The following is a 25,174-nucleotide window of genomic DNA, read 5'->3' as shown; positions in this document are numbered from 1 at the left end:
AGAATCCCTGGATGGTTTCTCCCGCCGAGTCGATCAGCACCACCGTGAGCAGCGCCGACGTGAGCGTCACCGACCTGACCACCTCCGATGCGCCTACCGGCGAGAAGGTGACAGCAGCGCTCGACGTGCTGCGGCGGGTCTTCGGGTACGACGCTTTCCGCGGCTTCCAGCGTGAGGTGATCGACCACGTGGTGGCCGGCGGCGACGCGCTGGTGCTGATGCCGACCGGCGGCGGCAAGTCGCTGTGCTACCAGATCCCGGCGCTGGTCCGCGACGGCGTCGCCGTGGTGGTCTCGCCGCTGATCGCCCTGATGCAGGACCAGGTGGACGCGCTGACCGCCGTCGGGGTCCGGGCCGGCTTCCTCAACTCCACCCTCGATCTGGACACTCGCCGGCTGGTCGAGGCGGAGTTCGTGGCCGGTGAGATCGATCTGCTCTACCTCGCCCCGGAGGCGCTGGCCAGTCGGGCCACGCTGAGCCTGCTCGACCGGGGGCGGATCAGCCTGTTCGCCATCGACGAGGCGCACTGCGTGTCGCAGTGGGGCCACGACTTCCGCCCGGACTACCTGAACCTGTCGATGTTGCACGAGCGCTGGCCCGGCGTACCCCGGATCGCGCTGACCGCCACCGCGACCAGCGCCACCCGGTCCGAGATCGCCACCCGGCTCAACCTGACCGAGGCTCGGCACTTCGTGGCGAACTTCGACCGGCCCAACATCCAGTACCGGATCGTGCCGAAGCGGGAGCCGCGCAAGCAACTGCTCGCCCTGCTGCGCGACGAGCATCCGGGTGACGCCGGCATCGTCTACTGCCTGTCCCGCGCCTCGGTGGAGAAGACCGCCGAGTTCCTGCTCGCCAACGGCATCGACGCGCTGCCCTACCACGCCGGCCTGGACGCGGCGACCCGGGCGGCCAACCAGCAGCGGTTCCTGCGCGCCGACGGGGTGGTGATGGTGGCGACCATCGCGTTCGGGATGGGCATCGACAAGCCGGACGTCCGCTTCGTCGCCCACCTCGACCTGCCCAAGTCCGTCGAGGGCTATTACCAGGAGACCGGCCGCGCGGGCCGGGACGGGTTGCCGTCGACGGCCTGGCTGGCGTACGGGCTGCAAGACGTCGTGCAGCAGCGCAAGATGATCGACACGTCCGAGGGTGACCTGGCGCACCGGCGTAACCTCGCCGCCCACCTCGACGCGATGCTGGCGCTCTGCGAAACGGTCCGTTGCCGTCGCGTACAGCTGCTCGACTACTTCGATCAGCGACTGGACGGCACCTGCGGCAACTGCGACACCTGCCTGGAACCGCCCGAGTCGTGGGACGGCACCGTCGCCGCGCAGAAGCTGCTCTCCACCGTCTTCCGGCTCGATCGGGAACGCAATCAGCACTTCGGTGCCGGGCACTGCATCGACATCCTGCTGGGCCGCAGCACCGACAAGATCACTCAGCATCGGCACGATTCGCTGACCGTGTTCGGCATCGGCGGCGAACTCAGCGAGGCCGAGTGGCGGGGTGTGGTCCGGCAACTGCTGGCCGAAGGGCTGCTGACGGTGGAGGGCGACTACGGCACCCTGGCGCTCACCGACGCCAGCGCCGAGGTGCTGGGTCGGCGGCGTACGGTGATGTTGCGCCGTGAGGCGGCCCGCCCGGCGCGTGCGGCACGCGCCGCCAAGCCGCGCGGCGCGGCCACCATGGTCGCCGAACTGTCCCCCGAGGCGACCGGCACCTTCGAGCGCCTCCGCGCCTGGCGGGCAGCGACCGCCAAGGAACAGAGCGTCCCCGCATACGTCATCTTCCACGACGCCACCCTGCGCCAGATCGCCGCCGACACTCCGACCTCGCTGGCCGAGCTGTCCCGGATCAGCGGCGTCGGCGAGAACAAACTCGCCAAGTACGGCGAGCAGATCCTCACTGTGCTCGCCGAACCTTCGCAAGGTTGATCATGAGGTTAGCGGCGAAGTTGATCTCCCCCACTGCCGTTAACCTCATGATCAACGGGGGCATCGGGTGGGTTGAGGGCGGTCAGGATCGCCTGGGCGGTGCGGGGGCCCACGCCGGGGACCTCGGTGATCTCCTCGACGGTGGCGGCCGACAGCCGCTTGAGCGAGCCGAAGTGGCGTAGGAGGGCCTTGCGGCGTATCTCGCCCAGGCCGGGGATGTTGTCGAGGGCGGAGGCGGTCATTCGCTTGGAGCGGCGTTGGCGGTGGAAGGTGATGGCGAAGCGGTGCGCCTCGTCGCGTACCCGTTGCAGCAGGTAGAGCCCTTCCGAGGTGCGCGGCAGGATGACCGGGAAGTCGTCGTCGGGCAGCCACACCTCCTCCAGCCGCTTGGCCAGGCCGCACAACGCCACGTCGTCGATGCCCAGCTCGGCGAGGGCCTGCGCGGCAGCGGCCACCTGCGGCGCACCGCCGTCGACCACCACCAACTGCGGCGGGTACGCGAACTTGCGCGGGCGCCCGGTGGTCGGGTCGACGCCGGGGCGATCCGGATCCGCGGCGGTCTCCTCGCCGATCTCACCGGTCTCGGCGCGGGTGTCGAGGTAGCGGGCGAAGCGGCGGCGCAGCACCTCGGACATCGCCGACAGGTCGTCGGTGGCGCCCCGGATGATGAACCGGCGGTACTCGCTCTTGCGCGGCAGGCCGTCCTCGAAGACGACCATGCTGGCCACCACGTCACTGCCCTGGATCTGGGAGATGTCGAAACACTCGATGCGCAGCGGCGCCGTCCGCATGTCGAGCGCCTCGCTGATCTCGTCGAGGGCCTTGCTCCGGGTGGTCAGATCGCCGGCCCGCTTGAGCTTGTGTCGGGCCAGGGCGTCCTTGGCGTTGCGCGCCACCGTCTCCAGCAGGGCACGCTTGTCACCGCGCTGCGGCACCCGCAGGCTCACCCGGCTGCCCCGGTGGGTGGCCAGCCAGTCGGCCAGCGCCTCGGCGTCGGCGGGCAACTCGGGCACCAGCAGTTCGCGCGGCACGTCGCCCTCGCCGTGCTCACCGCCGTAGACCTGGGTGCAGAAGTGGTGCACCAGGTCGCCGGTGGTGAGGTCTTCGGTCTTCTCCACCACCCAGCCGCGCTGGCCCCGAACCCGACCGCCCCGGACGTGGAAGACCTGCACCGCGGCTTCGAGCGGATCGTCGGCGAAGGCGACCACGTCGGCGTCGGTGCCGTCGCCCAGCACCACGGTCTGCTTCTCCATCGCCCGGCGCAGCGCGGCGACGTCGTCGCGTAGCCGCGCCGCCCGCTCGAACTCCAACTCGGCGCTGGCCTGCGCCATCTCGCGTTCCAGTTTGCGCACCATGGTGTCGGTGCGCCCGGCCATGAAGTCGCAGAACCCGTCGACGATCTCGCGGTGCTGCTGCGGGGTGACACTGCCGACGCAGGGCGCGGAGCACTTGCCGATGTAGCCCAGCAGGCAGGGCCGCCCGACCTGACCGGCCCGCTTGAACACCCCGGCCGAGCAGGTCCGCGCCGGGAAGACCCGCAGCAGCAGGTCGAGCGTCTCGCGGATCGCCCAGGCGTGGGAGTACGGCCCGAAGTAGCGCACCCCCTTGCGCTTGGCGCCGCGCATCACCTGCAACCGCGGATATTCCTCGTCGAGGGTGACCGCCAGGTAGGGGTAGGACTTGTCGTCGCGGTAGCGGACGTTGAACCTCGGGTCGTACTGCTTGATCCAGGTGTATTCGAGTTGGAGGGCCTCGACCTCGGTGCCGACGGTGACCCAGTCGACCGCCTCGGCGGTGGTGACCATCTGCCGGGTCCGGTCGTGCAGCCCCAGCAGGTCGGCGAAGTAGGAGTTGAGGCGGCTGCGCAGGTTCTTCGCCTTGCCGACGTAGATCACCCGACCGGTGCCGTCGCGGAACCGGTAGACCCCGGGGGACTCCGGGATGGTGCCGGGGGCGGGGCGGTAGGTCGACGGATCAGCCACGCTCCGAGCCTAGTCGCCGCCCCCGACAGCCCTGATCGTCCCTGGTCGACGGTTTGCTGCCGGGCTGAGCCCGTCAGGCCCGATCATCCCGATTGACGTCTTCCAATATCGACCGACTCGGCCTACCATCCAGTAACCGAATGTTCTTCATGTAATGATCCCGCCCGATGGCCCCCCGTCCACAGAGGATCGCCATGTCTGCTCCCACCGTCACCCGCCGGCTGCTCGCCGGTGCGACCGGCGCCATCGCCGTCGCCGCCCTGCTGGTCGCCGTCCCGACCACCGCCACCGCCACCACCGCCGTCACCGCAGCCGCGCCCGCGAACAGCACCCTCGCGGTGAACGTCGCCAGCGCCTTCGCCGGCAACGACTACTGCCTCGGCGAATGCTCGGAGATCCTGCCGCCCGGCCAGAACGGCAACGCCACCCTGGTCGAGATCCTCGGCAACCAGGCCTTCGGCACCCTGCCCCGGCACTCCGCCGACCAACTCGACAAGTACGCCAACCTCGTCTACGGCTACGCCGGGCTGCGCGAGGAGAAGATCGGCGAGTTCTTCCACGACGCCGCCTTCGGCGTCGCCCCCAACCAGGTCGAACGCGACTACTCCCCGCGCTCGGACGTACGGATCGTGCGGGACAAGGCCACCGGCGTACCGCACATCACCGGGAGCACCCGGGCCGGCACCATGTACGGCGCGGGCTACGCCGGAGCCGAGGACCGGCTGTTCACCATGGACCTGCTGCGCCACGTCGGCCGTGGCACCCTGACCTCGTTCGCCGGCGGCGCCCCCGGCAACCGCGCCCTTGAACAGAGCGTCTGGCGCACCTCGCCGTACACCGAGGCCGACCTGGCCGCGCAGGTCGCGGCGCTGCGTCAGAAGGGCGGGGCGCGCGGCGAGCAGCTCTACGCCGACGTGCAGGAGTACATCGCCGGGATCAACGCCTACATCCGCACCTGCATGGCGGGCCGCAACTGCCCCGGCGAGTACGTGCTGACCGGCCACATGGACGCGATCACCAACGCCGGTGGGCCGAAGCCGTTCACCATGACCGACCTGATCGCCATCGCCGGGGTGGTCGGCGGCCTGTTCGGTGGCGGTGGCGGCAACGAGATGCAGTCCGCGCTGGTCCGCATCGCCGCCCGCGCCAAGTACGGCCCGGTCGAGGGCGACCGGGTGTGGAACGGCTTCCGGGGCCAGAACGACCCGGAGACCGTGCTGACCCTGCACGACGGGCAGAGCTTCCCGTACGGTGACGCCTCCCCCGACGCCCCCAGCGTGGTGCTGCCCGACGCGGGCTCCGCCCGGGTCGAACCGGTCGTCACCGACCCGACCGGCTCCGCCACCACCGCCGGGTCCAACAGCTCCTCCGAGCTGGCCGCCGCGCTGTCCGGGATGACCATCACCCCGGCCAACCGGGGCATGTCCAACGCGGCGGTAGTTTCCGCCGAGCACTCCGCGACCGGCCATCCGATCGCCGTGTTCGGGCCGCAGACCGGTTATTTCTCCCCGCAACTGCTGATGGTTCAGGAGTTGCAGGGCCCCGGTATCAGCGCCCGGGGCGCCGCCTTCGCCGGACTCAACCTGTACGTGCTGCTCGGCCGGGGCCAGGACTACGCCTGGAGCGCCACCTCCGCCGTCCACGACATCACCGACACGTACGCGGTGCCGCTCTGCGTACCCGGTGGCGGCACGCCCACCCTGGCCAGCAACCACTACCTGTTCCGTGGCCAGTGCCTGGCGATGGAGGAACTGTCGCACGTCAACCGCTGGAACCCCACCGTCGCCGACAGCACCCCGGCCGGGTCGTACAAGCTGGTCGCCTGGCGGACCAAGCTGGGCCTGGTGGCCTGGCGCGGCACCGTCGGCGGCGTCCCGCACGCCTTCACCCAGCTGCGCTCCACCTACGGGCGGGAGGCCGACTCGGCGATCGGGTTCCAGATGTTCAACGACCCGACCCAGATGGGCACCGCGTCGGCGTTCATCGAGTCGGCGCACAACGTCGAGTACGCCTTCAACTGGTTCTACGTGAACTCCACCCAGTCGGCGTACTTCAACTCCGGGCTCAACCCGGTGCGGGCCACCGGCAGCAACCCGAACCTGCCGATGCGCGCCGATCGCGCCTACGAGTGGCAGGACTTCGACCCGGACGCCCGCACCGCCCGGTACGCGCCACGCTCCGCCCACCCGCAGTCGATCGACCAGGACTACTACATCAGCTGGAACAACAAGCAGGCCAAGGACTTCGGGGCGGCCGACGGCAACTTCAGCTTCGGCGCCGTACACCGGGGTGACCTGCTGGACAAGCCGGTGAAGGCGGCCATCGCCGCGGGCCGCAAGTTCGACCGGGCCTCGCTGACCGAGTTGGTGCAGCGGGCCGGCCTGACCGACCTGCGCGGTGCCGAGGTGCTCGACGAGCTGATCCGGGTGCTGGAGAGCCAGCCGGTCACCGACGCCGCGCTGACCACCGAGATCAGCCGGCTCAAGGCGTGGCGGCAGGCGGGGGCGTTGCGGGTGGAGACCGCCAAGGGCTCCAAGGTCTACCAGCACGCCGAGGCGATCCGCACCTTCGACGCCTGGTGGCCCCTGCTGGTACGGGGGATGTTCCGGGAACCGCTCGGCCCGGACCTCTACCAGTCCCTGGTCAACACCCTCCAGATCAACGAGTCGCCCTCCGGCCTTCAGCAGGGCGACGTGTCGAACCTGCCGTCCTCGGCCAACGGCGCACAGACCCACAAGGGCTCGGCGTTCCAGTACGGCTGGTGGGGCTACGTCGACAAGGACCTGCGGGCGGTCCTCGGTGCCCCGGTCGCCGGTGGACCCGGGCGTACCTTCTGCGGCAACGGCAACCTCGGCTCGTGCCGGCAGATCCTGCTGGACACCCTGCGCACGGCGGCGACCACCCCGGCCACCACGACGTATCCCGGTGACGCCAGCTGCGCCGCCGGCGACCAGTGGTGCGCGGACGCGATCATCCAGTCCCCGCTGGGCGGCATCAAGCACGCCACCATCGCCTGGCAGAACCGCCCCACCTACCAGCAGGTGGTCTCGTTCCCGGCCCGCCGCGGCAACGACCTGACCAACCTGGCCGTCGGACGGCCGGTGACGGCCTCCAGCAGCCAACTCGGCAACGGTGCCGCCCGCGCCGTCGACGGGGACCTGGGTACCCGCTGGGCCAGTTCCTGGTCCGACAACCAGTGGATCAGGGTGGACCTGGGCAGCGTCCGACAGGTCGGTCGGGTGGTGCTGGCCTGGGAGGCGGCATACGCCCGGTCGTACCGGGTCGAGGTCTCAAGCGACGGGAACACCTGGCGGCCGGTCTGGTCGACCACGGCCGGCGACGGCGGCACGGATGTGGTCGCCTTCACCCCGCAGCAGGCCCGCTACGTCCGGATGTACGGCCTCACCCGAAGCACCTCCTACGGCTTCTCCCTGTGGGAGCTGTCCGTGTACGCCCACTGAGTGCGATCGGCCGTGGCCGGGACTCATCCCGGCCACGGCCGACGACGGGCGGGCAGGCTCAGGCGAGGGAGATCTGGTCGCCGGAGACCTTCACGTCCTTGGCCGCCAGCGGCGCGGGAGACGGGCCGGACTGCACCGAGCCGTCCTCGATGGAGAACCGGCTGTTGTGGCAGACGCAGTTGATCGTGCCGCCCTCGACGGTCGTCACGTTGCACCCCTGGTGCGGGCACTTCGGGTCGAAGCCACGGAACTCGCCCGGCGACGGCTGGGTGATCACGATCCCCTGGGCGGGCAGGACGGCACCCCCGCCGACCGGGATGTCGCTGGTCCGGGCCAGGGACTGGCTGTCCTGTCGGCCGCCCCCACCGGCGTCGCCGGTGTTCGTCACCTGCGGACCCGGACTGGTGGTCGCCGCGCCGTCGTCGTCCCCGCCGCCGCAGGCGGCCAGCACCGCCGCCGCGCCGGCCGCGCCCGCGCCGGCCAGCAGTGCCCGCCGTGTCCGCACCGGCTTAGTCGTCGCCTGGTCGTCAGTCATCCCATGCCCTCCTCGGCTACCACCGTGCATGATCCGTGGCTACCTTCCCCAACCGGGACCACTCTGCCTGGCGGTTCACCCGATCGACCACCCCACGGACCGATCGACCCACCTACGGCGGCGAACACCACAGCGTGCCGCCCCGATGCCGGGTCAGCCGGCCGCGACGGTCTTGCGACCGCCGCGCGACTTGCTTCCGTTCGCCTTGGCCGCCCGGGCGGTGGCCGCCGCCGCGCCCTTGGCCGCGCCGTCAAGTTTGAGCACGGTACGCAGGAACTGCCCGGTGTGGCTCTCGGCGACCTCGGCGACCTCCTCCGGGGTGCCGGTGGCGAGCACGGTACCGCCCCGGTGGCCGCCCTCGGGACCCATGTCGATCAGCCAGTCGGCGCTCTTGATCACGTCGAGGTTGTGCTCGATGGTGATCACCGTGTTGCCCTTGTCGACCAGGCCCTCCAGCACCATCAGCAGCTTGCGGATGTCCTCGAAGTGCAGGCCGGTGGTCGGCTCGTCGAGCACGTAGACCGTCCGCCCGGTGGAGCGCTTCTGCAACTCGGAGGCGAGCTTGACCCGCTGCGCCTCACCGCCGGAGAGTGTCGGCGCCGGCTGGCCCAGCCGTACGTAGCCCAGACCCACGTCGACCAGGGTCTTGAGGTGCCGGTGGATGGCCGGGATCGCGGAGAAGAACTCGGCCGCCTCCTCGATCGGCATCTCCAGTACGTCGGAGACCGTCTTGCCCTTGTAGTGCACCTCCAAGGTCTCCCGGTTGTACCGGGCGCCCTTGCAGACCTCGCACGGGACGTACACGTCGGGCAGGAAGTTCATCTCGATCTTGATCGTGCCGTCGCCGGAGCACGCCTCGCAGCGGCCACCCTTGACGTTGAACGAGAACCGGCCGGGGCCGTACCCCCGCACCTTGGCCTCGGTGGTCTCGGCGAACAACTTGCGCACGTGGTCCCAGACCCCGGTGTAGGTGGCCGGGTTGGACCGGGGCGTACGCCCGATCGGCGACTGGTCGACGCCGACGACCTTGTCCACGTGCTCCAGCCCGGAGACCCGGGTGTGCCGGCCGGGCACCAGCCGGGCACCGTTGATCTGGTTGGCCAGCACGGCGTACAGGATGTCGTTGACCAGGGTCGACTTGCCGGAGCCGCTGACCCCGGTGACCGCGATCAGCTGGCCCAACGGGAAGCTCACCGTCAGGTTGCGCAGGTTGTGCTCGCGGGCGCCGTGCACCACCAGCTCACGCCCGGGGGTCTGCGACCGGCGGCCCTTCGGCGTCGGGATCTCCCGACGACCGGAGAGGTACGCCCCGGTGATCGACTCCGGGTTCGCCAGCAGCGCCGGCACCGAGCCGCTGTGCACGATCTGCCCACCGTGCTCGCCCGCGCCGGGGCCGATGTCGACGATCCAGTCGGCGGTGCGGATGGTGTCCTCGTCGTGCTCCACCACGATCAGCGTGTTGCCCAGCCCGCGCAGCCGGACCAGGGTCTCGATCAGCCGGTGGTTGTCGCGCTGGTGCAGACCGATGGATGGCTCGTCCAGCACGTAGAGCACACCGACCAGCCCGGAACCGATCTGGGTGGCCAGCCGGATGCGCTGCGCCTCGCCGCCGGACAGCGTGCCGGCCGGGCGGTCCAGGGAGAGGTAGTCCAGGCCGACGTCGAGCAGGAACCGCAGCCGGGCGTTGATCTCCTTGAGCACCCGCTCGGCGATCAACTTCTGCCGGTCGGTCAGCTCGATGCCGGCCAGCAGGTCGGCGCACTCACCGACGGACAGGTTGCACACCTCGGCGATGCTGCGCCCGGCCAGCGTGACGGCGAGCACCTCGGGCTTGAGCCGGGCACCGCCGCAGGCCGCACACGGCACGTCGCGCATGTAGCCCTCGTACTTCTCCCGGGACCACTCGCTCTCGGTATCGGAGTGCCGGCGCTCGATCCACTGCACCACGCCCTCGAAGCCGGTGTAGTACGACCGCTCCCGGCCGTACTTGTTGCGGTAGCGCACGTGCACCTGGTCGTCGGAGCCGTGCAGGATGGTCTTCTGCGCCCTCGACGGCAGCGCCCGCCAGGGCGTGTCGATGTCGAAGTGCTCGGCCTCGCCGAGGGCCTCCAGCAGGCGCAGGAAGTATTCCAGGTTGTGGCCGGTGGCCCAGGGCTGGATCGCGCCCTCGCGCAGGCTGCGCTCCGGGTCGGGCACGAGCAGCTCCGGGTCGACCTCCTTCTTGGTGCCCAGGCCGGTGCACTCGGGGCAGGCGCCGTACGGCGCGTTGAAGGAGAAGACCCGGGGCTCCAGGTCCTCGATCGCCAGCGGATGATCGTTGGGGCAGGCCAGGTGCTCGGAGTAGCGGCGCTCCCGACCCGGATCGTCCTCGGGCAGGTCGACGAAGTCGAGCAGGACCAGGCCGCCGGAGAGCCCCAACGCCGCCTCGACCGAGTCGGTGAGCCGCTGCTTGGCGCTCGGCTTGACGCTGAGCCGGTCGATCACCACCTCGATGGTGTGCTTCTCCTGCTTCTTGAGCTTCGGCGGGTCGGTGAGCTGATGCACCACGCCGTCGACCCGGGCCCGGGCGTACCCCTTGGCCTGGAGTTCGGCGAACAGGTCGACGTACTCACCCTTGCGACCGCGCACCACCGGGGCGAGCACCATGAACCGGGTGCCCTCGGCCATCGCCAGGACCCGGTCGACGATCTGCTGCGGGCTCTGCTTGGAGATCCGCTCACCACAGACCGGGCAGTGCGGCTCACCGACCCGGGCGAACAGCAACCGCAGGTAGTCGTAGACCTCGGTGATGGTGCCGACGGTGGAACGCGGGTTGCGTGAGGTCGACTTCTGGTCGATCGACACCGCCGGGCTCAGCCCTTCGATGAAGTCGACGTCCGGCTTGTCCATCTGGCCGAGGAACTGCCGGGCGTACGACGACAGCGACTCGACGTACCGGCGCTGCCCCTCGGCGAAGATCGTGTCGAACGCCAGGCTCGACTTGCCCGACCCGGACAGCCCGGTGAACACGATCAGGGCGTCCCGGGGAAGGTCGAGGCTGACGTCACGCAGATTGTGCTCGCGTGCGCCACGGATGATCAGACGGTCGGCCACGGTCCGTGTACTCCCGGGTGAGGATGAAGAGGAGGATCTGTCCGCTTTCAGGGTGAACCCAGCGGTTGTGCCAGCGCGGAGAGTGCGCCCCGGCAACTGTAGACCCGCCCTACGACAACTTCCCCCCACCACACATCCCACCCCTCCCCCTCCCCCACACCCCCTCCCCACCCCCGCGACTTCACCCTCCCCGCCCCGTCGCCCGCCCTCCCCCGCCCCCCCCCCGCCCCGCCCTCACTTCGCCGATCTTGCACTTCCGGTCGGGACATAACCGATCACAACCGGTATTCGGGCGACCAAAAGTGCAAGATCGACGGGGCGGGGCGAGAGGGAGCGCGGGCGGGGCGGGGCGGGTGGGGAGAGCGGGCGGGCGGGTCAGCGGGGGTGGCGGGGGCGGGTGGGGCGGACGGGGCGGGTGGTGTGGCGGTGGGTTTCGTGGGTCATTTCGCGGTGGAGGCGGCGCCAGCTCTGCCAGCGGCGGGTGGACAGGTCGCCGGAGGCCAGGGCGGCCTGCACGGCGCAGCCCGGCTCGGCGTCGTGCCCGCAGTCGCCGTACCGGCAGCCGGCGGCGAGGTCGGCGATGTCGCCGAAGGCCCGGTCGAGGCCGGACGCGCCGTCGAGCAGGCCGACCGCCCGTACCCCGGGGGTGTCCAGCACCGCGCCGCCGCCGGGCAGCGGCACCAACGCCCGCCAGGTGGTGGTGTGTCGCCCCTTGCCGTCGACCCGCCGGATCGACTGGGTCGGCATGACCACTGCTCCGACCAGCGCGTTGACCAGGCTCGACTTGCCGGCGCCGGAGGGCCCCAGCAGGCCGAGCGTCCGGCCCGGGGCCACCTCGGCGCGCAGCGGATCCAGGCCGGTGCCCGCCTCGGCGCTGACCGCCAGCACCGGCACCCCGGGTGCGAGGGCCTCCAGTTGACGTGCCACCGCCGCCGGGTCGGACGCCAGGTCGGACTTGGTGAGCACGACCAGCGGCCGGGCGCCCGACTCGTGCACCAGGGAGAGCAGCCGCTCGATGCGGGCGGCGTTCGGCGCGGGGTGCACCGGCTCCACCACGGCGGCGGTGTCCAGGTTGGCGGCCAGCAGTTGACCACTGGCGTCCTTGCCGGCGGTACGCCGGATCAGCGCGGTACGCCGGGGCAGCACCGCCTCCACCGTCACCCGGGCGTCGGGCCAGGTGCCGAGCAGGACCCAGTCGCCCGCGCCGGGCAGCCGGGTGGCGTCACCCACGGCGGCGGCCAGCACGGCACCGCCGCAGGAGGCCCGGACCGGCCCTTGCTCGGTGAGTACGGTGCAGACGCCACGGTCGACCCGGGCGACCCGGCCCGGACGGTGATCGGTGTGGATACGACTCAGGTGTGCCGCCCGGTCGTCGTCCCAACCCAGGGCGGTCAGTGTGATGTTCAAGGCTCCTCGTTCAGGGTCGCTGCGGGTGATACAGACGTGCGGTGACCGGCATGACCACCACCTCCTCCGCTCCGGCGCCGCGAACATCCCCAACGGTAGGAGCCGTGCTGCCGCGCCGGAAGTGAATTCCCCGGCGACGCGACCGGCACGGCGGGCTAGGGTCGAAACGTGACCATGGACCCCCTGCTGTTGACCGGTGACGTGGACGACGCCACGGCTCGCCTGCTTCGCACGGCGGCACGTTTCGACGCCGCCGACCTGGCGCAGCCGTCGCTGCTGCCGGGGTGGACCCGCGGTCACGTTCTGGCCCATCTGTCCCGCAACGCCGACGCCCTCGTCAACGCGCTCACCTCGGCCCGCACCGGCGAACTGATTCCGATGTACGCCAGCGACGAGGCCCGTAGCGCCGACATCGCGGCCGGCGCGCCCCGGCCGCCCGGCGAACACCTAGACGACCTGCGCCGCAGCGCCGACCGGTACGCCGAGGCGGTGGCGGCGATGCCGGTGCCGGCCTGGGCCGCCACCGTGCAGACCCGGCGCGGCCCCTTGCCGGCCTCCCTGCTCGTCTGGCGTCGACTACGGGAGCTGGAGATCCATCATGTCGACCTGGCCGCCGGTTACCGGCCGGAGGACTGGTCGCCGAGCTTCGGTCACCGGTTGCTGCACGAGGTGGCCACCGACCTCGCCGCCCGCGATGACGGGCCCTCGCTGGTGCTGCGCTTCGACGGCAGCAGTCACGAACTCGTGATCGGTGACCGCGCGCAGGCGCCCGTCGTCTCCGGTCCGGCGGTCGAGGTCGCGGCCTGGTTGACCGGCCGCAGCCCAGGTACCACCCTGACCGTCACCCCCGACGGTCAGCTACCCGACCCACCGGAATGGATCTAGCCAGACATGACCTACGACGGAGAAGTCAGCCCCGGCGGCCCCCCGGCGGTGCGCGAACTCGACCGGCTGACCATCAGCAAGGTGTCGGTCGGACCGATGGACAACAACGCGTACCTGCTGCGCTGCCGCAACACCGGCGAGCAGGTGCTGATCGACGCGGCCAACGAGGCGCCTCGACTGCTGGAACTGATCGGCGACGCCGGGCTGACCGCGGTGATCACCACCCATCAGCACATGGACCACTGGGTCGGGCTGGAGGAGGTCGTCGCCAAGACCGGCGCCCGCGCCCTGGTGCACGCCGACGACGCGGCCGGGCTGCCGATCGAGGCGCAGACCCTGGCCGACGGCGACACCGTACCGGTCGGCGACTGCGCCTTGGAGGTCATCCACATCAAGGGGCACACGCCGGGCTCGGTGGCGCTGCTCTACCGCGACCCGGACGGCGTCCCGCACCTGTTCACCGGGGACAGTCTCTTCCCCGGTGGCATCGGCAACACCGACCAGGATCCGGAACGCTTCGCGTCCCTGATCGACGACGTGGAGCACAAGCTGTTCGACCGGCTGCCGGACGAGACGTGGTTCTACCCGGGGCACGGGCGGGACTCGACGCTCGGTGCGGAGCGTCCCCAGTTGGGTGAATGGCGGGCGCGCGGCTGGTGAACGCCGCCGTGGTCGGGGGTCAGTCGGTGACCGTACGCAGCCTGCGCCGCGTGCCGAGCAGCACCAACGCGGCCAGCAACAGACCCCCGACCATGGTGAACAGCAACGGATTCGTGCCGCCCGGTAGCAGGCCGGCCAGCGACCGCGACGCGGTGCCCACCGCCAGGTAGAGCCCGGCCCAGGCGCCCGCGCCGAGCGCCGCAAAACCGAGAAACCGCGGGTACGACATGCGCAGGCCGCCCGCCGCCAACGGCAGCAGCGCGTTGAACACCGGCAGGAAGGGCGCGATGAGCACCAGCCGGCCGCCGTCGCGGCGCAGGATGCGCTCGGCCGCCGCCCAGCGGTGCTCGCCGACCCAGGCACCGAAGCGGCTGTGGCGCAGCCGCTCACCCCACCGCCGGCCGACGAGGAACGTCAGCGACCAGCCCGCCAGGCACCCGGTGACCACCGCGACGAAGGTCGCCAGGCCGGTGCCGGGCGTACCGACGGCCACTGCGGCGAGCACGGCCACGTCACCGGGAACCAGGACGCCGAACAGCGGCACCGCGTCGAAGAGCATGACCACCCCGAGCACCGCCATCAGCAGGGCCACGGGTAACTCTCCGACCTGGGCCAGCGCGTCTGCCATACCCCGTACGCTATGGCCTGGGCACCGCCACCAACATCGGGTTTCCACCCGACGTTGCCCGCAATCATCTCCGGGTGATCCCTGAAACTCCCTCAGGCAGGGCGATGTGCGCCGCTCCCGCAAAACCTAAGGCGCTTCGCCCGGCAAATATGCTTTCCACCGGTTAATGTCGGGAAGGTATTGGGCGATCACTGGCGCGCAGCCGTGGGTCGCCCGCTGGAACAGGGAGAGAGAACGCATGGCAACCGGCACCGTGAAGTGGTTCAACTCGGAAAAGGGCTTCGGTTTCATCGAGCAGGACGGCGGCGGACCTGACGTGTTCGTCCATTACTCGGCGATCGCGAGCAGTGGCTACCGGGAGCTGACCGAGGGTCAGAAGGTCGAGTTCGACGTGACCCAGGGGCAGAAGGGTCCGCAGGCGGACAACGTCCGTCCGCTGTAACCGGTGCCGGTGGCGGCGGTCGAGAATCGGCCGCCGCCACCCGTAACCCCGATGCGCCCGGCCACGGTCAGGCGGTCAGCAGCCGACTCGACCCCTGCGGTCAGGCGGCCAGCCGCCGACCCAACTCCTGCACCACCTGCTGGGCGACCGTGGGCGGGATCGCCGCGGCGATCTCCTGTGGGGTGAGCCCGGCGAGCACTCCGGTGACGATCGCCTGCTCGTCGGTGAAGTCACGGTTCATCAGCGAGTCGATCGCCGTCTCAAGCGCGGTCAGCTGCGCCCCGATGCTCCGCAACGTCGGATGCGACACCTGGAACTTCGGGTCGGTGTGGTCTTCCCCCATCGCCATCCGGGTGTACGTCTGGCCGATCGGGTTGCGCCCGTCCAGGACGGTCAGGTTGCGGTGGACGGTCTTGAGCCAGTTGTGCTCCTCGGGTGTCATGTCGTTCGCCTCCGGCTTCTGCGGGATGAGACCGATGCTGGTCAGGTAGCGACGGAACAGTGGCGTCTGGTCGCGGTTCGCCTTGATCGAGTCGCGGAAGAAACTGAAGTGGGTGTGCCACAGGTGGGATCGGTCGCCGGTGGTGCGCCGACCGAGCCGGTCCCAGCGGCGGACCACCTTGCCGTCCGGCGAGTAGATGATCTCCCGGATGTCCCTGGTGTCCGCGGCGTTGGCGGTGCACTGCGCCACACACCAGGTGGAGAAGGTGGTCAGGTTGTGCGTACGGCCGCCGACGGTGACCTGGAAGGTGCCCACGTCGAGCGCGGCGGCGTCGAGGGTCAGGCCGTTGCGGTCCCGCGACGACTCGACCACCGAGTAGTCGTTGGCCACCACCCGGTCGGAACCACAGTGGTAGCCGCCGCGGTGGTTGGGATCGCCGACGATGCCGACCTCGTTGGGTTCGAGATCCTCGTCGCGTACCCGGTTGGGGTCGCGGTTGAGATGTTCGAGCAGTAACCGGCGGACGGCCAACAGGTTTTCTGGTGCCCGCGTCATGGGTTCCCCCTTTGCGGTCTCGTCGCGAATCGGGCACGACCGTGACACCGCGTCACGCGGCGGGGATACCTCACAGGCGGCCCGACTTTCAGCTGCACGGCGCCGGGCGTGCCACCACCATAGCCGCCTATTCGATGAATGCCCAGCTCAGAGGGGTTATGTTCACCTAGGGAAAAGCTGAGAGTCGGAGTGGACGACCGGCATGACCACTGCGGACGGATGCTCGGGGTCGTGCAGGATCTCCCGATATCCACCACGCAGCGTGATCGCCGCGCCGAGTGGTTCGCCGGTGCCGGGGTTGCGCGCGTACCGGGGGTGGGCACCGCCGGAGACCTGCAGACGCAGCCGGTGCCCGGGGGCGAAGCGGTGGGCGGCCGGCCACAGCTGCACCGCGACCGCCACGGCACCGGAGTCGTCGGCAGGCAGACGCTGTGGGTCGATCCGGACCAGTCCATCGCAGATGTTCCAGGACCGGCCCCGGCGGTCCACGTCGCACAGTCGCACGAAGACGTCGAGGTGATCGAGTTCGCTGCGTACGTGAATTTCCGCCTGCACCGGCCCGATCACCTCCACCGGGCTGGTCAACGGCTCGCTGGTCCAGGTCAGCACGTCGGGTCGAGCCTCGACGGGCCGGTTGTCCACCGGCCCGGACCGTTGGGCCACCAGCAGCGGACCACCGAGCGAGGGCGTCGGGTCGGCCGGGTCGTACCAGAATCCGTCCGGCGGTGACGGCACCGGCGCAGCGGTGCGCAGCGCCGATTGTGGGTGCAGGTACCACCGGGTGGCCTCGGCCGGCGGCGGCCAGTCCGGCAGGTCGCGCCAACCGCCCCCGACGCCACCCACATGTATCCGCACCGGCCCGTCCGCCGGCTCCGCAGCCGCCGAGCGATCGGCACCAGCGGCCGGGGTGCTGGGCTGGTCAGTGCCGGCAGCCGGGGCGGCGGGCTCGACGAGGTCGACGGTGGCGGTGGTGTGCTGGGCAGTGGCGGTGGTGGGCAGGTGGGTGCCGAGCCAGCCGAGCCCTTCGCGCAGTGCCGCGACGAACAGGCCGGGGCTGCCGTGGGTCCAGGGACCGATGATCAGCCGTGGGCGGGCCCCCAGGGCGCGCAGCGCGGCGTAGTCGCGCAGCTGGGCCGGCAGGAAGATGTCGTGCCAGCCGCTGATCATCGCCACCGGCGCCCGGACCAGGTGGAGCCGGTCGTCGAAGACCCGGGTGCGCCAGTAGTCCGCCTGCGGCGTGTGGTGCCGCAGCCACTCCTGGAAGAAGGGAACGGTGACGCCGGTGGCGACCCGGTCGGCCTCGACCAGGGGCAGGTGGGACAGCGCGGCGAGCAGCCGGGGCTGTCCCCGTTTGAGTTCCCACTGCCGGGCCAGCCAGGGCACGGTCTGCGCCTGGAGCAGCTCCACCCAGGTCAAAACCGTGTCCAGGGCGAACGACTCCCCGGCGTACGTGGAGTCACGGGTGGCGGAGGCGGTGGCCACCGCCACCATGGCCCGCAGTTCCTCGCCCGCGTCGGCGGCCAGGGCCCACTGTACGAAGCCCTGGTAGCTGGCGCCGAACATGCCGAACGCGCCGCACCACCACCGCTGCCGGCGCAGCCAGTCGAGAGTGTCCAGCCCGTCGTCGCGTTCGTGCACGAACGGATCGAACACCCCGCCGGAACCGCCGGTGCCCCGGCACGACTGGATGACCACGTGGAATCCCTGCTCGGCGGCGATCCGGCAGAGCAGCCGCATCGGCCCGCCCCGGCCGTACGGGGTGCGGATCAGCACGGTGGGCGCGTCCGCCGGATCGGGGGCGTAGTGGTCGGTACGCAGGATCACCCCGTCCCTGGCCCGGACCGCGACGTCCCGGGTGACGGTGATCCTTCGGGTACGCGCCCGAGGCAGCCGCAACGCGACCACGGCGAGTCGGGACGCCAGCCGATCGAGCACCGGCGCTCAACCCGCCCGATGCCGCGGCGGCGGCGTGACCCGGGCGTCGCGGATCGCGTCGCGGTGTTCCCGCAGGGAGAGGCCCATCGCCGTGAGGAACCGGTACACCACCTCAAGTTCCTCGTCCCGGAACTCCGCCATCACGCCGTCGGTACGCTCACCGAGCGGGCGGAAGAAATCCCGAGCGACGGAGGCGCCCTGCTCCGCGTAGTGCAGCAGCACCTTGCGCCGGTCGGTGGTGTCCCGGTCGCGCCGGAGGTGCCCGGCCCGTTCCAACCGGTCGATCAGCGCGGTGACGGAGCCGGAGGAGAGGTCCAGATGTTCAGCGAGCTTGCCGGGGGTGATCGGCTCGCCCGACAGTTCGGCGTCCATCACGGCGATCAACGCCTGTAGGTCGGTGCCGTTGAGACCGTGTTGGCCGGCGAAGGCATGCCCGACGTGCTGGGCGTCCACGCAGTAGCGCCGCAGCTCGGCGGTGATCTCCGCGACCAACATCTCCCGTCGGGTGTCACGCCGCCGGTACATCCCGTGCCCTGCCACGTCCCGCTGCTTCCTCCCGAGGTCTCCGGATGCGCAGCATAGCCCAGCCTGCAACATCTCTCGATAGCCAAGATACTCGGAGACCGAGAGCTGTTGCGCCATCTTTCTTGATAAGCGAAAATCTCGATAATCTAAGTATCGGCTCCCCCAGGTGGGAGCCGGGCCGAAATCGAAACGACCGGAGCGCGCAGAATGTCCCTGTTCACCCGCGTCGCCCGCAGCCGTCGGGCCGCGTGGCTCACCGTGGCCGTGGCCGTCCTCGTCGGCGTGGCCGTCTTCGGGCTACCCATTCCCAGCAACCCGGCACCGGTCTCCGCCACCGGTCTGTCCGAGCAGTGGCAGTCCACCCAGGTCGAGCGCTTGCAACGGGAGTTGCCCGCCAGCGGCGTCCAGCCGGCCGTCGTGGTGGTCAGCCGCGACGACGGCGCACCGCTGAGCGAGGCCGACCGTGCGGCGATCACCGCCGACACCAGCAGCCTCAGTCGGCTCGCCGCCGGCGGTCAGGTCGCCCCGCCGCAGCTGTCCCCCGACAACACCGTGGCCCTGGTCGCCGTACCGCTGGACAGCACCGGAGGCCAGGAGGCGGTCGCCGAACGGGTGGCCGAGCTACGCGCCGAACTCGCCGACTTTCCCGGGGACCTGACGGTCCAGGTGACCGGCCCGCCCGCCTTCACCGCCGACCTGACCAAGGTCTTCGAGGGCGCCGACGTGACCCTGCTGGCCTTCACCGCCGCCGTCGTCGCAGTGCTGTTGCTGATCACCTACCGCAGCCCGGTGCTGTGGTTGGTGCCGTTGATCATCGTGGCCGCCACCGAACAGATCACCCTGCGTGCGCTCGAAACGATCATCCCGGCGGTCGGCATCAACTTCGCCGGTGGCGCGGTCACCGGCATCGCCAGCGTCCTCGTCTTCGGTGCCGCCACCAACTATGCGCTGCTGCTGATCGCCCGCTACCGGGAGGAACTGCGTCGCGAGGAGGACCGTTTCGCGGCGATGCGCGCCGCCCTGCGCCGTACCGCCGAACCGATCCTGGCCAGCGGCGGCACCGTCATGCTCGGCGTACTCACGCTGTTGTTGAGCCAGCAGGAGACCAACCGTGCGCTCGCCGTGGCCTGCGCCACCGGCATCCTGCTCGCCATGGCCTCGGCCCTGCTCGTGCTGCCCGCCGCGCTGGTGCTGCTCGGCCGCCGCCTGTTCTGGCCGTTCGTGCCGACCGTCGGCAGCGTCGGCCGGGAAGGCCGGATCTGGGGCCGGCTCGGCGCCGCCGTGATCCGCCGCCCGGTGCCCGTCGCGGTGCTGGCCACCCTGCTGCTCGCCGGGCTCGCCCTCGGTGGCCTCGGCATCCGCACCGGGCTGTCGGAGACCGAGCAGTTCCGGGTGAAGCCGGAGGCCGTGGCCGGGGCACAGACCCTCGCCCGCGCCTTCCCCGCCGGCACCACCCAGCCGCTCGCGGTGATGACCAACCCGCAGGCCGTGCCGGCGGTCACCGCGGCCGCCGCCGAGGTGCCGGGAGTGGCCTCCGCCCGACCCGGCCCCGCCGGTGCCGACGTGGCCCAGGTCGACGTGGTCCTCGACGCCGAGCCGGGCACCGCCGCCGCCAACCGGACCCTTGAGCAACTCCGGGAAACCGTCGGCGCCGTCGACAACTCGGCGCCACCCGCCGTGGCCGGGGTCGACCAGCCGTCCGGAGCGGTCGTCGGTGGCACCGTCGCCGGTCGGTACGACTCGGCCGCCGCCGACGCCAAGGACCTGCGGCTCATCCTGCCGCTCATCCTGCTGCTCGTCGGTGCCGTGCTGGTCCTGCTGTTGCGCGGACTGCTCGCCCCGGTGCTGCTGGTCGCCACCGTCGTCGCCTCGTACTTCGCCAGCCTCGGCGGAGCCTGGCTGATCTTCGAGCACGTGTTCGACTTCCCGGCGATGGACACCGGCGTACCGCTGCTCGCCTTCGTCTTCCTCGTCGCGCTCGGAGTCGACTACAACATCTTCCTGGTCACCCGGGCCCGGGAGGATGCTCGCAGCACCGGCACCCGCAAGGGCATGCTCTCCGCGCTCCGGGTCACCGGCGGGGTGATCACCAGCGCCGGCATCCTGCTCGCGGCGGTCTTCGCCGTCCTCGGGGTGCTGCCGCTGATCACCCTGACCCAGATCGGGATCATCGTCTGCCTCGGCGTCCTGCTGGACACCCTGCTGGTGCGTACGGTCGTCGTCCCGGCCCTGGCGTTCATGCTCGGCGAACGGTTCTGGTGGCCCGGTCGGATCGCCCCCGAACAGGCTCAGTAGCCCAGACAGACGCACTCCGTCATCAGGGCACGCACGTTGCGTACGTAGCTCGGGTTGGGGACGGCCAACGGCTGCCCCTCCCGAGCTACCGCGCCGTGCCCGTAGTTGTAGGCGGCGATGACCGCGTTGAGCAGGCAGGAGTTGAGTTCGCTGGTGCACAGGTCGGCATCGAGCCGGTAGTCGGCGTCGAAGTACATGTCGCCGATGTACTTGGTGAGCCAGGCCAGGTAGGTGCCACCGAGGTAGGCGTTGTCCCGGTAGTCCCACACGTCGTAGTTCTGGCCGAACCGCTGGTTCATCCAGGTCGCGGTGTCCGGCATCACCTGCATCAGGCCGATGCCGCCGTCACACGCGACGATGTTGGACTGCCAGCCGCTCTCCTGCCACGCCGTCGCCTTCACCAGGGGCAACGGGATGCGGATGTCCGGCGCCGAGGTCGGCCAGTAGGTACGACCCGCGGCGTCGGTCAACGCGGCCTTGGCCTGCGCCCGACTCGCCTGGTCGCCCTTGTAGCTGGGTTTGCAGCTGCTCGGTGCGGGCTTGGGCGGAGCCGGAGGCACCTTCGTCTCCGTCGGCGGCTTCGGCACGGCGCGTGGCGCGGTGCTGGTGCGCTTGGGCTTCGGCGAGGGCTTCGGTGACGCCGAAGCCTTGGCACTCGCGCTGGGGCTGGCCTTCGGCGCGGCACCCATCGACTCCACCGCCCTGGGCGTCGGGCTCGTCTCGGCCGGCTCGGCCGACTCGCTCGGATCCGCGGACGACTCAGGATCCTCCTGGGGCAGTGCGACCGGCGCGGGCAACTCGCCCGCCGGAGTGTCCACCTTGGCGCATCCACCCCCGGTGGCCAACAGCGCACCGACGAACAGCGCCACGGTGAAACGGCTGACGTTACGTCCCATGTCGATCCCCCTTCGGCACTGACGAACGGCCGCACCCTAACAGCTAGCGATCGGCGAAGTGGCCCCCTCGCGGACCACGTCGGCGCCACCTCGGCGGCCTGTCGGCGGCCACGGCACGGTCCCGGGTGGCCCAGGCGACCATGAACACGGCCGTCCACGCCGCTCCCAGCAACACCGCGGCGACGGTGCCGCTGGCGGTACTCAACCCCAGGTAGAGGCGCGCACCCCCGATGCCGACCACCCCGGCCACGGCGGTTGTCCACAGCGCCACCGCGACCGGCCACCGCGCCTCCCGGGACAGCAGCCAGGCCAGCATGCACAGACTGGCCGTCACCACCGCGTTCTGGGTGGAGAACTGCACCACCCGCCCGTCGGCGGCCAACTCGGTCACCACCGCCAGGACCACCAGCGGCACGAACGCGCCGATCGTCCCCACCACGCTGAGCAGGTCGGCCCGCCAGGGCCGGTGCCGCCAGGCCTGCACCGCGGCCACCACAGCCACCAGCACGATCAACGCCGAGCCACGCAGCACGGCCACGACAAGCTGCGTCGCCTCCACCGCGTCGGGCGTACGCCGTGCGGCGAACCAACTCCCGATCGCGCCGTCGACCAGGGCCAGCCCGCTGTGCCCCACCGCCGCCCGCATCGTCCCGGCGACCGCCAACGCGACCAGGAACAGCAGCCCCACCCCGGCCGTCAGGTTCGCCAGCAACGCCCAGGCCGGCCCGAACCGCAGACTGAGCAGGAAGAACAGCAACCCGTACCGGGCCGACAGCCAGCGCAGCGGCGGCAGTCGGGCGGCACGTCCCAGCAGCGCCCGTACCGGGTCGGGGTTGCGACCCAGCCACCGACCGCCCAGCACCACCGCCACCAGCGCCGCCACCAGGACCAGCACCGCCCCGGTCGCCTGGCCCAGCCGCCGGGACACCGTGTCGTACGACTCACCCGCCAGATGCCCGACCAGCACCGAGCCACCGACCCAGGTGACCACCCCGGCCAGGTTCCACGGCGCGAACCGCCGGTACGGCATACCCGCCGCCCCGGCGAGCCGGGGCACCAGCGTACGGGCGAAGGCCACCCAGCGGGCGGTGAACACTCCCCGCCCACCCATCCGCGCGACCATCGCATCGGCCCGCGCCCACCGATGCGCCCCCACCCGGGCACCCCACCGGCCGGCGCGCAGCCGGGGGCCGTAACGCCGACCGGCGCGAAACGCCACCGCGTCTCCCGCCACGGCCGCCAGAATCATCACCAACAACGCCGGACCGAGCCGGAGGGTGCCGGTGTACGTGAGGAAGCCGACCAACAGCAGGGTGGCCTCGCCGGGTGCGACCAACCCGACGATCACCGCGGTCTCCGCCGCGACCACCAGCGCCGCCACCACATAGATCAACCAGGGCGGCAGGTGTTGCACCGAGCTCAGCAGATCATGCACGCCGGCCCCCCGGGGTCACCTCAGCAAGCTGCACCGCAAGTGTGACAGCGCCGACATGTGGCAGAACGCACTGACCCATCGGCGACCCCGACGCCGCATCGCGTCGGCACAGGCGAGAGGATGGAACTCATGCAGCTTCGCACCGACCTCCGCAACGTCGCCATCATCGCTCACGTCGACCACGGCAAGACCACCCTGGTCGACGCCATGTTGCGGCAGGCCGGCGCCTACGGCGCCCGGGGCGAGGTGACCGAACGCGTGATGGACTCGATGGACCTCGAACGGGAAAAAGGCATCACCATCCTGGCCAAGAACACCGGCGTGCGCTACCTGCCGGCGGACGGCTCCGACCCGGTCACCATCAACATCATCGACACCCCCGGCCACGCCGACTTCGGCGGCGAGGTGGAGCGTGGGCTGACCATGGTCGACGGGGTGGTGCTGCTGGTCGACGCCAGCGAGGGCCCGCTACCGCAGACCCGGTTCGTGCTCCGTAAGGCCCTCAAGGCCCGGCTGCCGATCATCTTGGTGATCAACAAGGTGGACCGTCCCGACGCCCGGATCAAAGAGGTCGTCGACGAGGCGTACGAACTCTTCCTCGACCTGGACGCCGACGAGGCGCAGATCGACTTCCCGATCGTCTACGCCTGCGCCCGCGACGGCATCGCCTCGCTGACCCAGCCCGCCGACGGCTCGGTGCCGCAGGACAGCTCCAGCCTGGAGCCGCTGTTCCGCACCCTGCTGGACACCATCCCGCCGCCCGCCTACGACGAGCAGGCGCCGCTCCAGGCCCACGTCACCAACCTCGACGCCTCCCCGTTCCTCGGCCGGCTCGCGCTGTGCCGGGTTCGGCAGGGCACCATCGCCAAGGGCCAGACCGTGGCCTGGTGCCGTACCGACGGCAGCACCCAGCGGGTCCGCATCTCCGAACTGTTGATGACCGAGGGTCTGGAGCGCAAGGCCGCCGACTCGGCCGGGCCGGGCGACATCATCGCGGTCGCCGGCATTCCCGAGATCATGATCGGCGAGACCCTGGCCGACGCGGAGAACCCGCAGCCGCTGCCGCTGATCACCGTCGACGAGCCGGCCATCTCGATGACCATCGGCACCAACAACTCGCCGCTGGTCGGTCGGGTCAAAGGCGCCAAGGTCACCGCCCGGATGGTCAAGGACCGCCTGGACAAGGAACTCGTCGGCAACGTCTCGCTGCGGGTGCTGCCCACCGAACGCCCCGACGCCTGGGAGGTGCAGGGCCGTGGCGAGTTGGCGCTGGCCATCCTGGTCGAGCAGATGCGCCGCGAGTCGTACGAGCTCACCGTCGGCAAGCCCCAGGTGGTGACCCGGGAGATCGACGGCAAGACCTGCGAGCCGGTGGAACGGCTGACCATCGACGCCCCCGACGAATACCTCGGCGCGATCACCCAGCTGCTGGCCACCCGCAAGGGCCGGATGGAGCAGTTGGTCAACCACGGCACCGGCTGGATCCGGATGGAGTGGCTGGTCCCGGCGCGCGGCCTGATCGGCTTCCGCACCGAGTTCCTCACCGAGACCCGGGGCACCGGCATCCTGCACCACGTCTTCGAGTCCTACGAGCCCTGGTTCGGCGAACTGCGTACCCGCAACAACGGCTCGCTGGTCGCCGACCGGGCCGGCAGCGTCACCGCGTTCGCGATGACCAACCTGCAGGAACGCGGCCAGCTCTTCGTCGAGCCCGGCACCGAGGTGTACGAGGGCATGATCGTCGGGGAGAACTCCCGCTCCGACGACATGGACGTCAACATCACCAAGGAGAAGAAGCTCACCAACATGCGCTCGTCGACCGCCGACGAGACCGAGAAGCTGATCCCGCCGCGCAAGCTGTCGCTGGAGCAGGCCCTGGAGTTCTGCCGCGAGGACGAGTGCGTCGAGGTCACCCCGGCCGCCGTACGCATCCGCAAGGTGACCCTCGACCAGACTCAGCGGGCCCGCGCCACCGCCCGTCGCAAGCACGCCGGCTGACCCCGCCCGCGTGTTAAAAGGGGGCCCCTTCACCTCACCAGACGCTAAGAAGGGGCCCTTCCT

The 25,174-nt window shown here is 70.8% G+C and carries 17 protein-coding genes; 7 read left to right on the top strand and 10 right to left on the bottom strand.

Annotated features, from left to right (window positions below; all coding sequences use genetic code 11):
* The first annotated feature begins 11 nt into the window (after window positions 1-11).
* Window positions 12-1,937: a DNA helicase RecQ gene (recQ, locus tag AB0M35_RS16255; RefSeq protein WP_363745983.1), complete on the top strand. Its 1,926-nt coding sequence runs from the start codon at window positions 12-14 to the stop codon at window positions 1,935-1,937.
* Window positions 1,938-1,945: 8 nt separating this feature from the next.
* On the opposite strand, the gene uvrC is transcribed toward recQ, so the two are convergent.
* Entirely contained in the window at window positions 1,946-3,919 is a 1,974-nt protein-coding gene (uvrC, locus tag AB0M35_RS16250; protein ID WP_363745982.1) for an excinuclease ABC subunit UvrC, read from the bottom strand.
* Window positions 3,920-4,113: 194 nt separating this feature from the next.
* On the opposite strand from uvrC, the gene AB0M35_RS16245 reads away from it, so the two are divergent.
* Entirely contained in the window at window positions 4,114-7,380 is a 3,267-nt protein-coding gene (locus AB0M35_RS16245; RefSeq protein ID WP_363745981.1) for a penicillin acylase family protein, read from the top strand.
* A gap of 58 nt (window positions 7,381-7,438) precedes the next feature.
* Here AB0M35_RS16245 and AB0M35_RS16240 read toward each other — a convergent pair whose 3' ends face one another.
* The 3 genes from AB0M35_RS16240 to rsgA form a co-directional block, all read right to left on the bottom strand.
* Entirely contained in the window at window positions 7,439-7,915 is a 477-nt protein-coding gene (locus AB0M35_RS16240) for a Rieske (2Fe-2S) protein (protein WP_363745979.1), read from the bottom strand.
* Window positions 7,916-8,068: 153 nt separating this feature from the next.
* Window positions 8,069-11,008, bottom strand: a complete 2,940-nt coding sequence (gene uvrA / locus AB0M35_RS16235) for an excinuclease ABC subunit UvrA (RefSeq protein WP_363745977.1) — start codon at window positions 11,006-11,008, stop codon at window positions 8,069-8,071.
* Window positions 11,009-11,383: 375 nt separating this feature from the next.
* Entirely contained in the window at window positions 11,384-12,415 is a 1,032-nt protein-coding gene (gene rsgA, locus AB0M35_RS16230) for a ribosome small subunit-dependent GTPase A (protein WP_363745975.1), read from the bottom strand.
* A gap of 168 nt (window positions 12,416-12,583) precedes the next feature.
* Between rsgA and AB0M35_RS16225 the strand changes: the two genes are divergently transcribed.
* Both AB0M35_RS16225 and AB0M35_RS16220 read left to right on the top strand, forming a co-directional pair.
* A complete protein-coding gene (locus tag AB0M35_RS16225; protein WP_363745973.1) occupies window positions 12,584-13,300 on the top strand; it encodes a maleylpyruvate isomerase family mycothiol-dependent enzyme in 717 nt (238 codons plus the stop codon).
* Between the two features lie 6 nt (window positions 13,301-13,306).
* Window positions 13,307-13,960: an MBL fold metallo-hydrolase gene (locus tag AB0M35_RS16220; RefSeq protein WP_363745971.1), complete on the top strand. Its 654-nt coding sequence runs from the start codon at window positions 13,307-13,309 to the stop codon at window positions 13,958-13,960.
* A 19-nt stretch (window positions 13,961-13,979) separates the two neighbouring features.
* On the opposite strand, the gene AB0M35_RS16215 is transcribed toward AB0M35_RS16220, so the two are convergent.
* On the bottom strand, window positions 13,980-14,588 hold the full coding sequence (locus AB0M35_RS16215) for a VTT domain-containing protein (protein ID WP_363745970.1): 609 nt from the start codon (window positions 14,586-14,588) through the stop codon (window positions 13,980-13,982).
* Window positions 14,589-14,826: 238 nt separating this feature from the next.
* Between AB0M35_RS16215 and AB0M35_RS16210 the strand changes: the two genes are divergently transcribed.
* Window positions 14,827-15,030, top strand: coding sequence for a cold-shock protein (locus AB0M35_RS16210; RefSeq protein ID WP_131303415.1), 204 nt, complete (start codon window positions 14,827-14,829; stop codon window positions 15,028-15,030).
* A 100-nt stretch (window positions 15,031-15,130) separates the two neighbouring features.
* Here the strand turns inward: AB0M35_RS16210 and AB0M35_RS16205 are convergent, their stop codons facing one another.
* The 3 genes from AB0M35_RS16205 to AB0M35_RS16195 form a co-directional block, all read right to left on the bottom strand.
* Complete coding sequence (locus AB0M35_RS16205) at window positions 15,131-16,027, bottom strand: hypothetical protein (RefSeq protein ID WP_363745968.1); 897 nt, start codon at window positions 16,025-16,027, stop codon at window positions 15,131-15,133.
* Between the two features lie 162 nt (window positions 16,028-16,189).
* Window positions 16,190-17,962 (bottom strand): CocE/NonD family hydrolase, encoded by a 1,773-nt coding sequence (locus AB0M35_RS16200; RefSeq protein WP_363745966.1) that lies wholly within the window; start codon window positions 17,960-17,962, stop codon window positions 16,190-16,192.
* A gap of 6 nt (window positions 17,963-17,968) precedes the next feature.
* The gene (locus AB0M35_RS16195; RefSeq protein WP_363746208.1) at window positions 17,969-18,487 is read right to left on the bottom strand and encodes a MarR family transcriptional regulator; all 519 of its coding nucleotides are present in this window, start codon (window positions 18,485-18,487) and stop codon (window positions 17,969-17,971) included.
* Between the two features lie 207 nt (window positions 18,488-18,694).
* Between AB0M35_RS16195 and AB0M35_RS16190 the strand changes: the two genes are divergently transcribed.
* Window positions 18,695-20,782: an MMPL family transporter gene (locus AB0M35_RS16190; protein WP_363745964.1), complete on the top strand. Its 2,088-nt coding sequence runs from the start codon at window positions 18,695-18,697 to the stop codon at window positions 20,780-20,782.
* Here the strand turns inward: AB0M35_RS16190 and AB0M35_RS16185 are convergent.
* Entirely contained in the window at window positions 20,776-21,678 is a 903-nt protein-coding gene (locus AB0M35_RS16185) for a lytic transglycosylase domain-containing protein (RefSeq protein ID WP_363745962.1), read from the bottom strand. The genes AB0M35_RS16190 and AB0M35_RS16185 overlap by 7 nt on opposite strands.
* 43 nt (window positions 21,679-21,721) lie before the next feature.
* The gene (locus AB0M35_RS16180; protein ID WP_363745960.1) at window positions 21,722-23,113 is read right to left on the bottom strand and encodes a DedA family protein; all 1,392 of its coding nucleotides are present in this window, start codon (window positions 23,111-23,113) and stop codon (window positions 21,722-21,724) included.
* Between the two features lie 129 nt (window positions 23,114-23,242).
* Here AB0M35_RS16180 and typA point away from each other — a divergent pair, with 129 nt between their 5' ends.
* Window positions 23,243-25,111: a translational GTPase TypA gene (gene typA, locus AB0M35_RS16175; protein ID WP_363745958.1), complete on the top strand. Its 1,869-nt coding sequence runs from the start codon at window positions 23,243-23,245 to the stop codon at window positions 25,109-25,111.
* The last annotated feature ends 63 nt before the right edge of the window (window positions 25,112-25,174 follow it).

Source organism: Micromonospora sp. NPDC051196 (genome assembly GCF_040682415.1).
In the GTDB taxonomy this organism is placed as follows: Bacteria; Actinomycetota; Actinomycetes; order Mycobacteriales; family Micromonosporaceae; genus Micromonospora.
This window is presented reverse-complemented; position numbering and strand designations above follow the sequence as displayed.

What these genes read in the sequence shown, in the direction of transcription:
- recQ (WP_363745983.1), top strand. Translation starts at nt 12, where the DNA reads ATGGTTTCTCCCGCCGAGTCGATCAGCACCACCGTGAGCAGCGCCGAC.
- AB0M35_RS16245 (WP_363745981.1), top strand. Translation starts at nt 4,114, where the DNA reads ATGTCTGCTCCCACCGTCACCCGCCGGCTGCTCGCCGGTGCGACCGGC.
- AB0M35_RS16240 (WP_363745979.1), bottom strand. Translation starts at nt 7,915, where the DNA reads ATGACTGACGACCAGGCGACGACTAAGCCGGTGCGGACACGGCGGGCA.
- AB0M35_RS16220 (WP_363745971.1), top strand. Translation starts at nt 13,307, where the DNA reads ATGACCTACGACGGAGAAGTCAGCCCCGGCGGCCCCCCGGCGGTGCGC.
- AB0M35_RS16215 (WP_363745970.1), bottom strand. Translation starts at nt 14,588, where the DNA reads ATGGCAGACGCGCTGGCCCAGGTCGGAGAGTTACCCGTGGCCCTGCTG.
- AB0M35_RS16210 (WP_131303415.1), top strand. Translation starts at nt 14,827, where the DNA reads ATGGCAACCGGCACCGTGAAGTGGTTCAACTCGGAAAAGGGCTTCGGT.
- AB0M35_RS16205 (WP_363745968.1), bottom strand. Translation starts at nt 16,027, where the DNA reads ATGACGCGGGCACCAGAAAACCTGTTGGCCGTCCGCCGGTTACTGCTC.
- AB0M35_RS16195 (WP_363746208.1), bottom strand. Translation starts at nt 18,487, where the DNA reads ATGTACCGGCGGCGTGACACCCGACGGGAGATGTTGGTCGCGGAGATC.
- AB0M35_RS16190 (WP_363745964.1), top strand. Translation starts at nt 18,695, where the DNA reads ATGTCCCTGTTCACCCGCGTCGCCCGCAGCCGTCGGGCCGCGTGGCTC.
- AB0M35_RS16185 (WP_363745962.1), bottom strand. Translation starts at nt 21,678, where the DNA reads ATGGGACGTAACGTCAGCCGTTTCACCGTGGCGCTGTTCGTCGGTGCG.
- typA (WP_363745958.1), top strand. Translation starts at nt 23,243, where the DNA reads ATGCAGCTTCGCACCGACCTCCGCAACGTCGCCATCATCGCTCACGTC.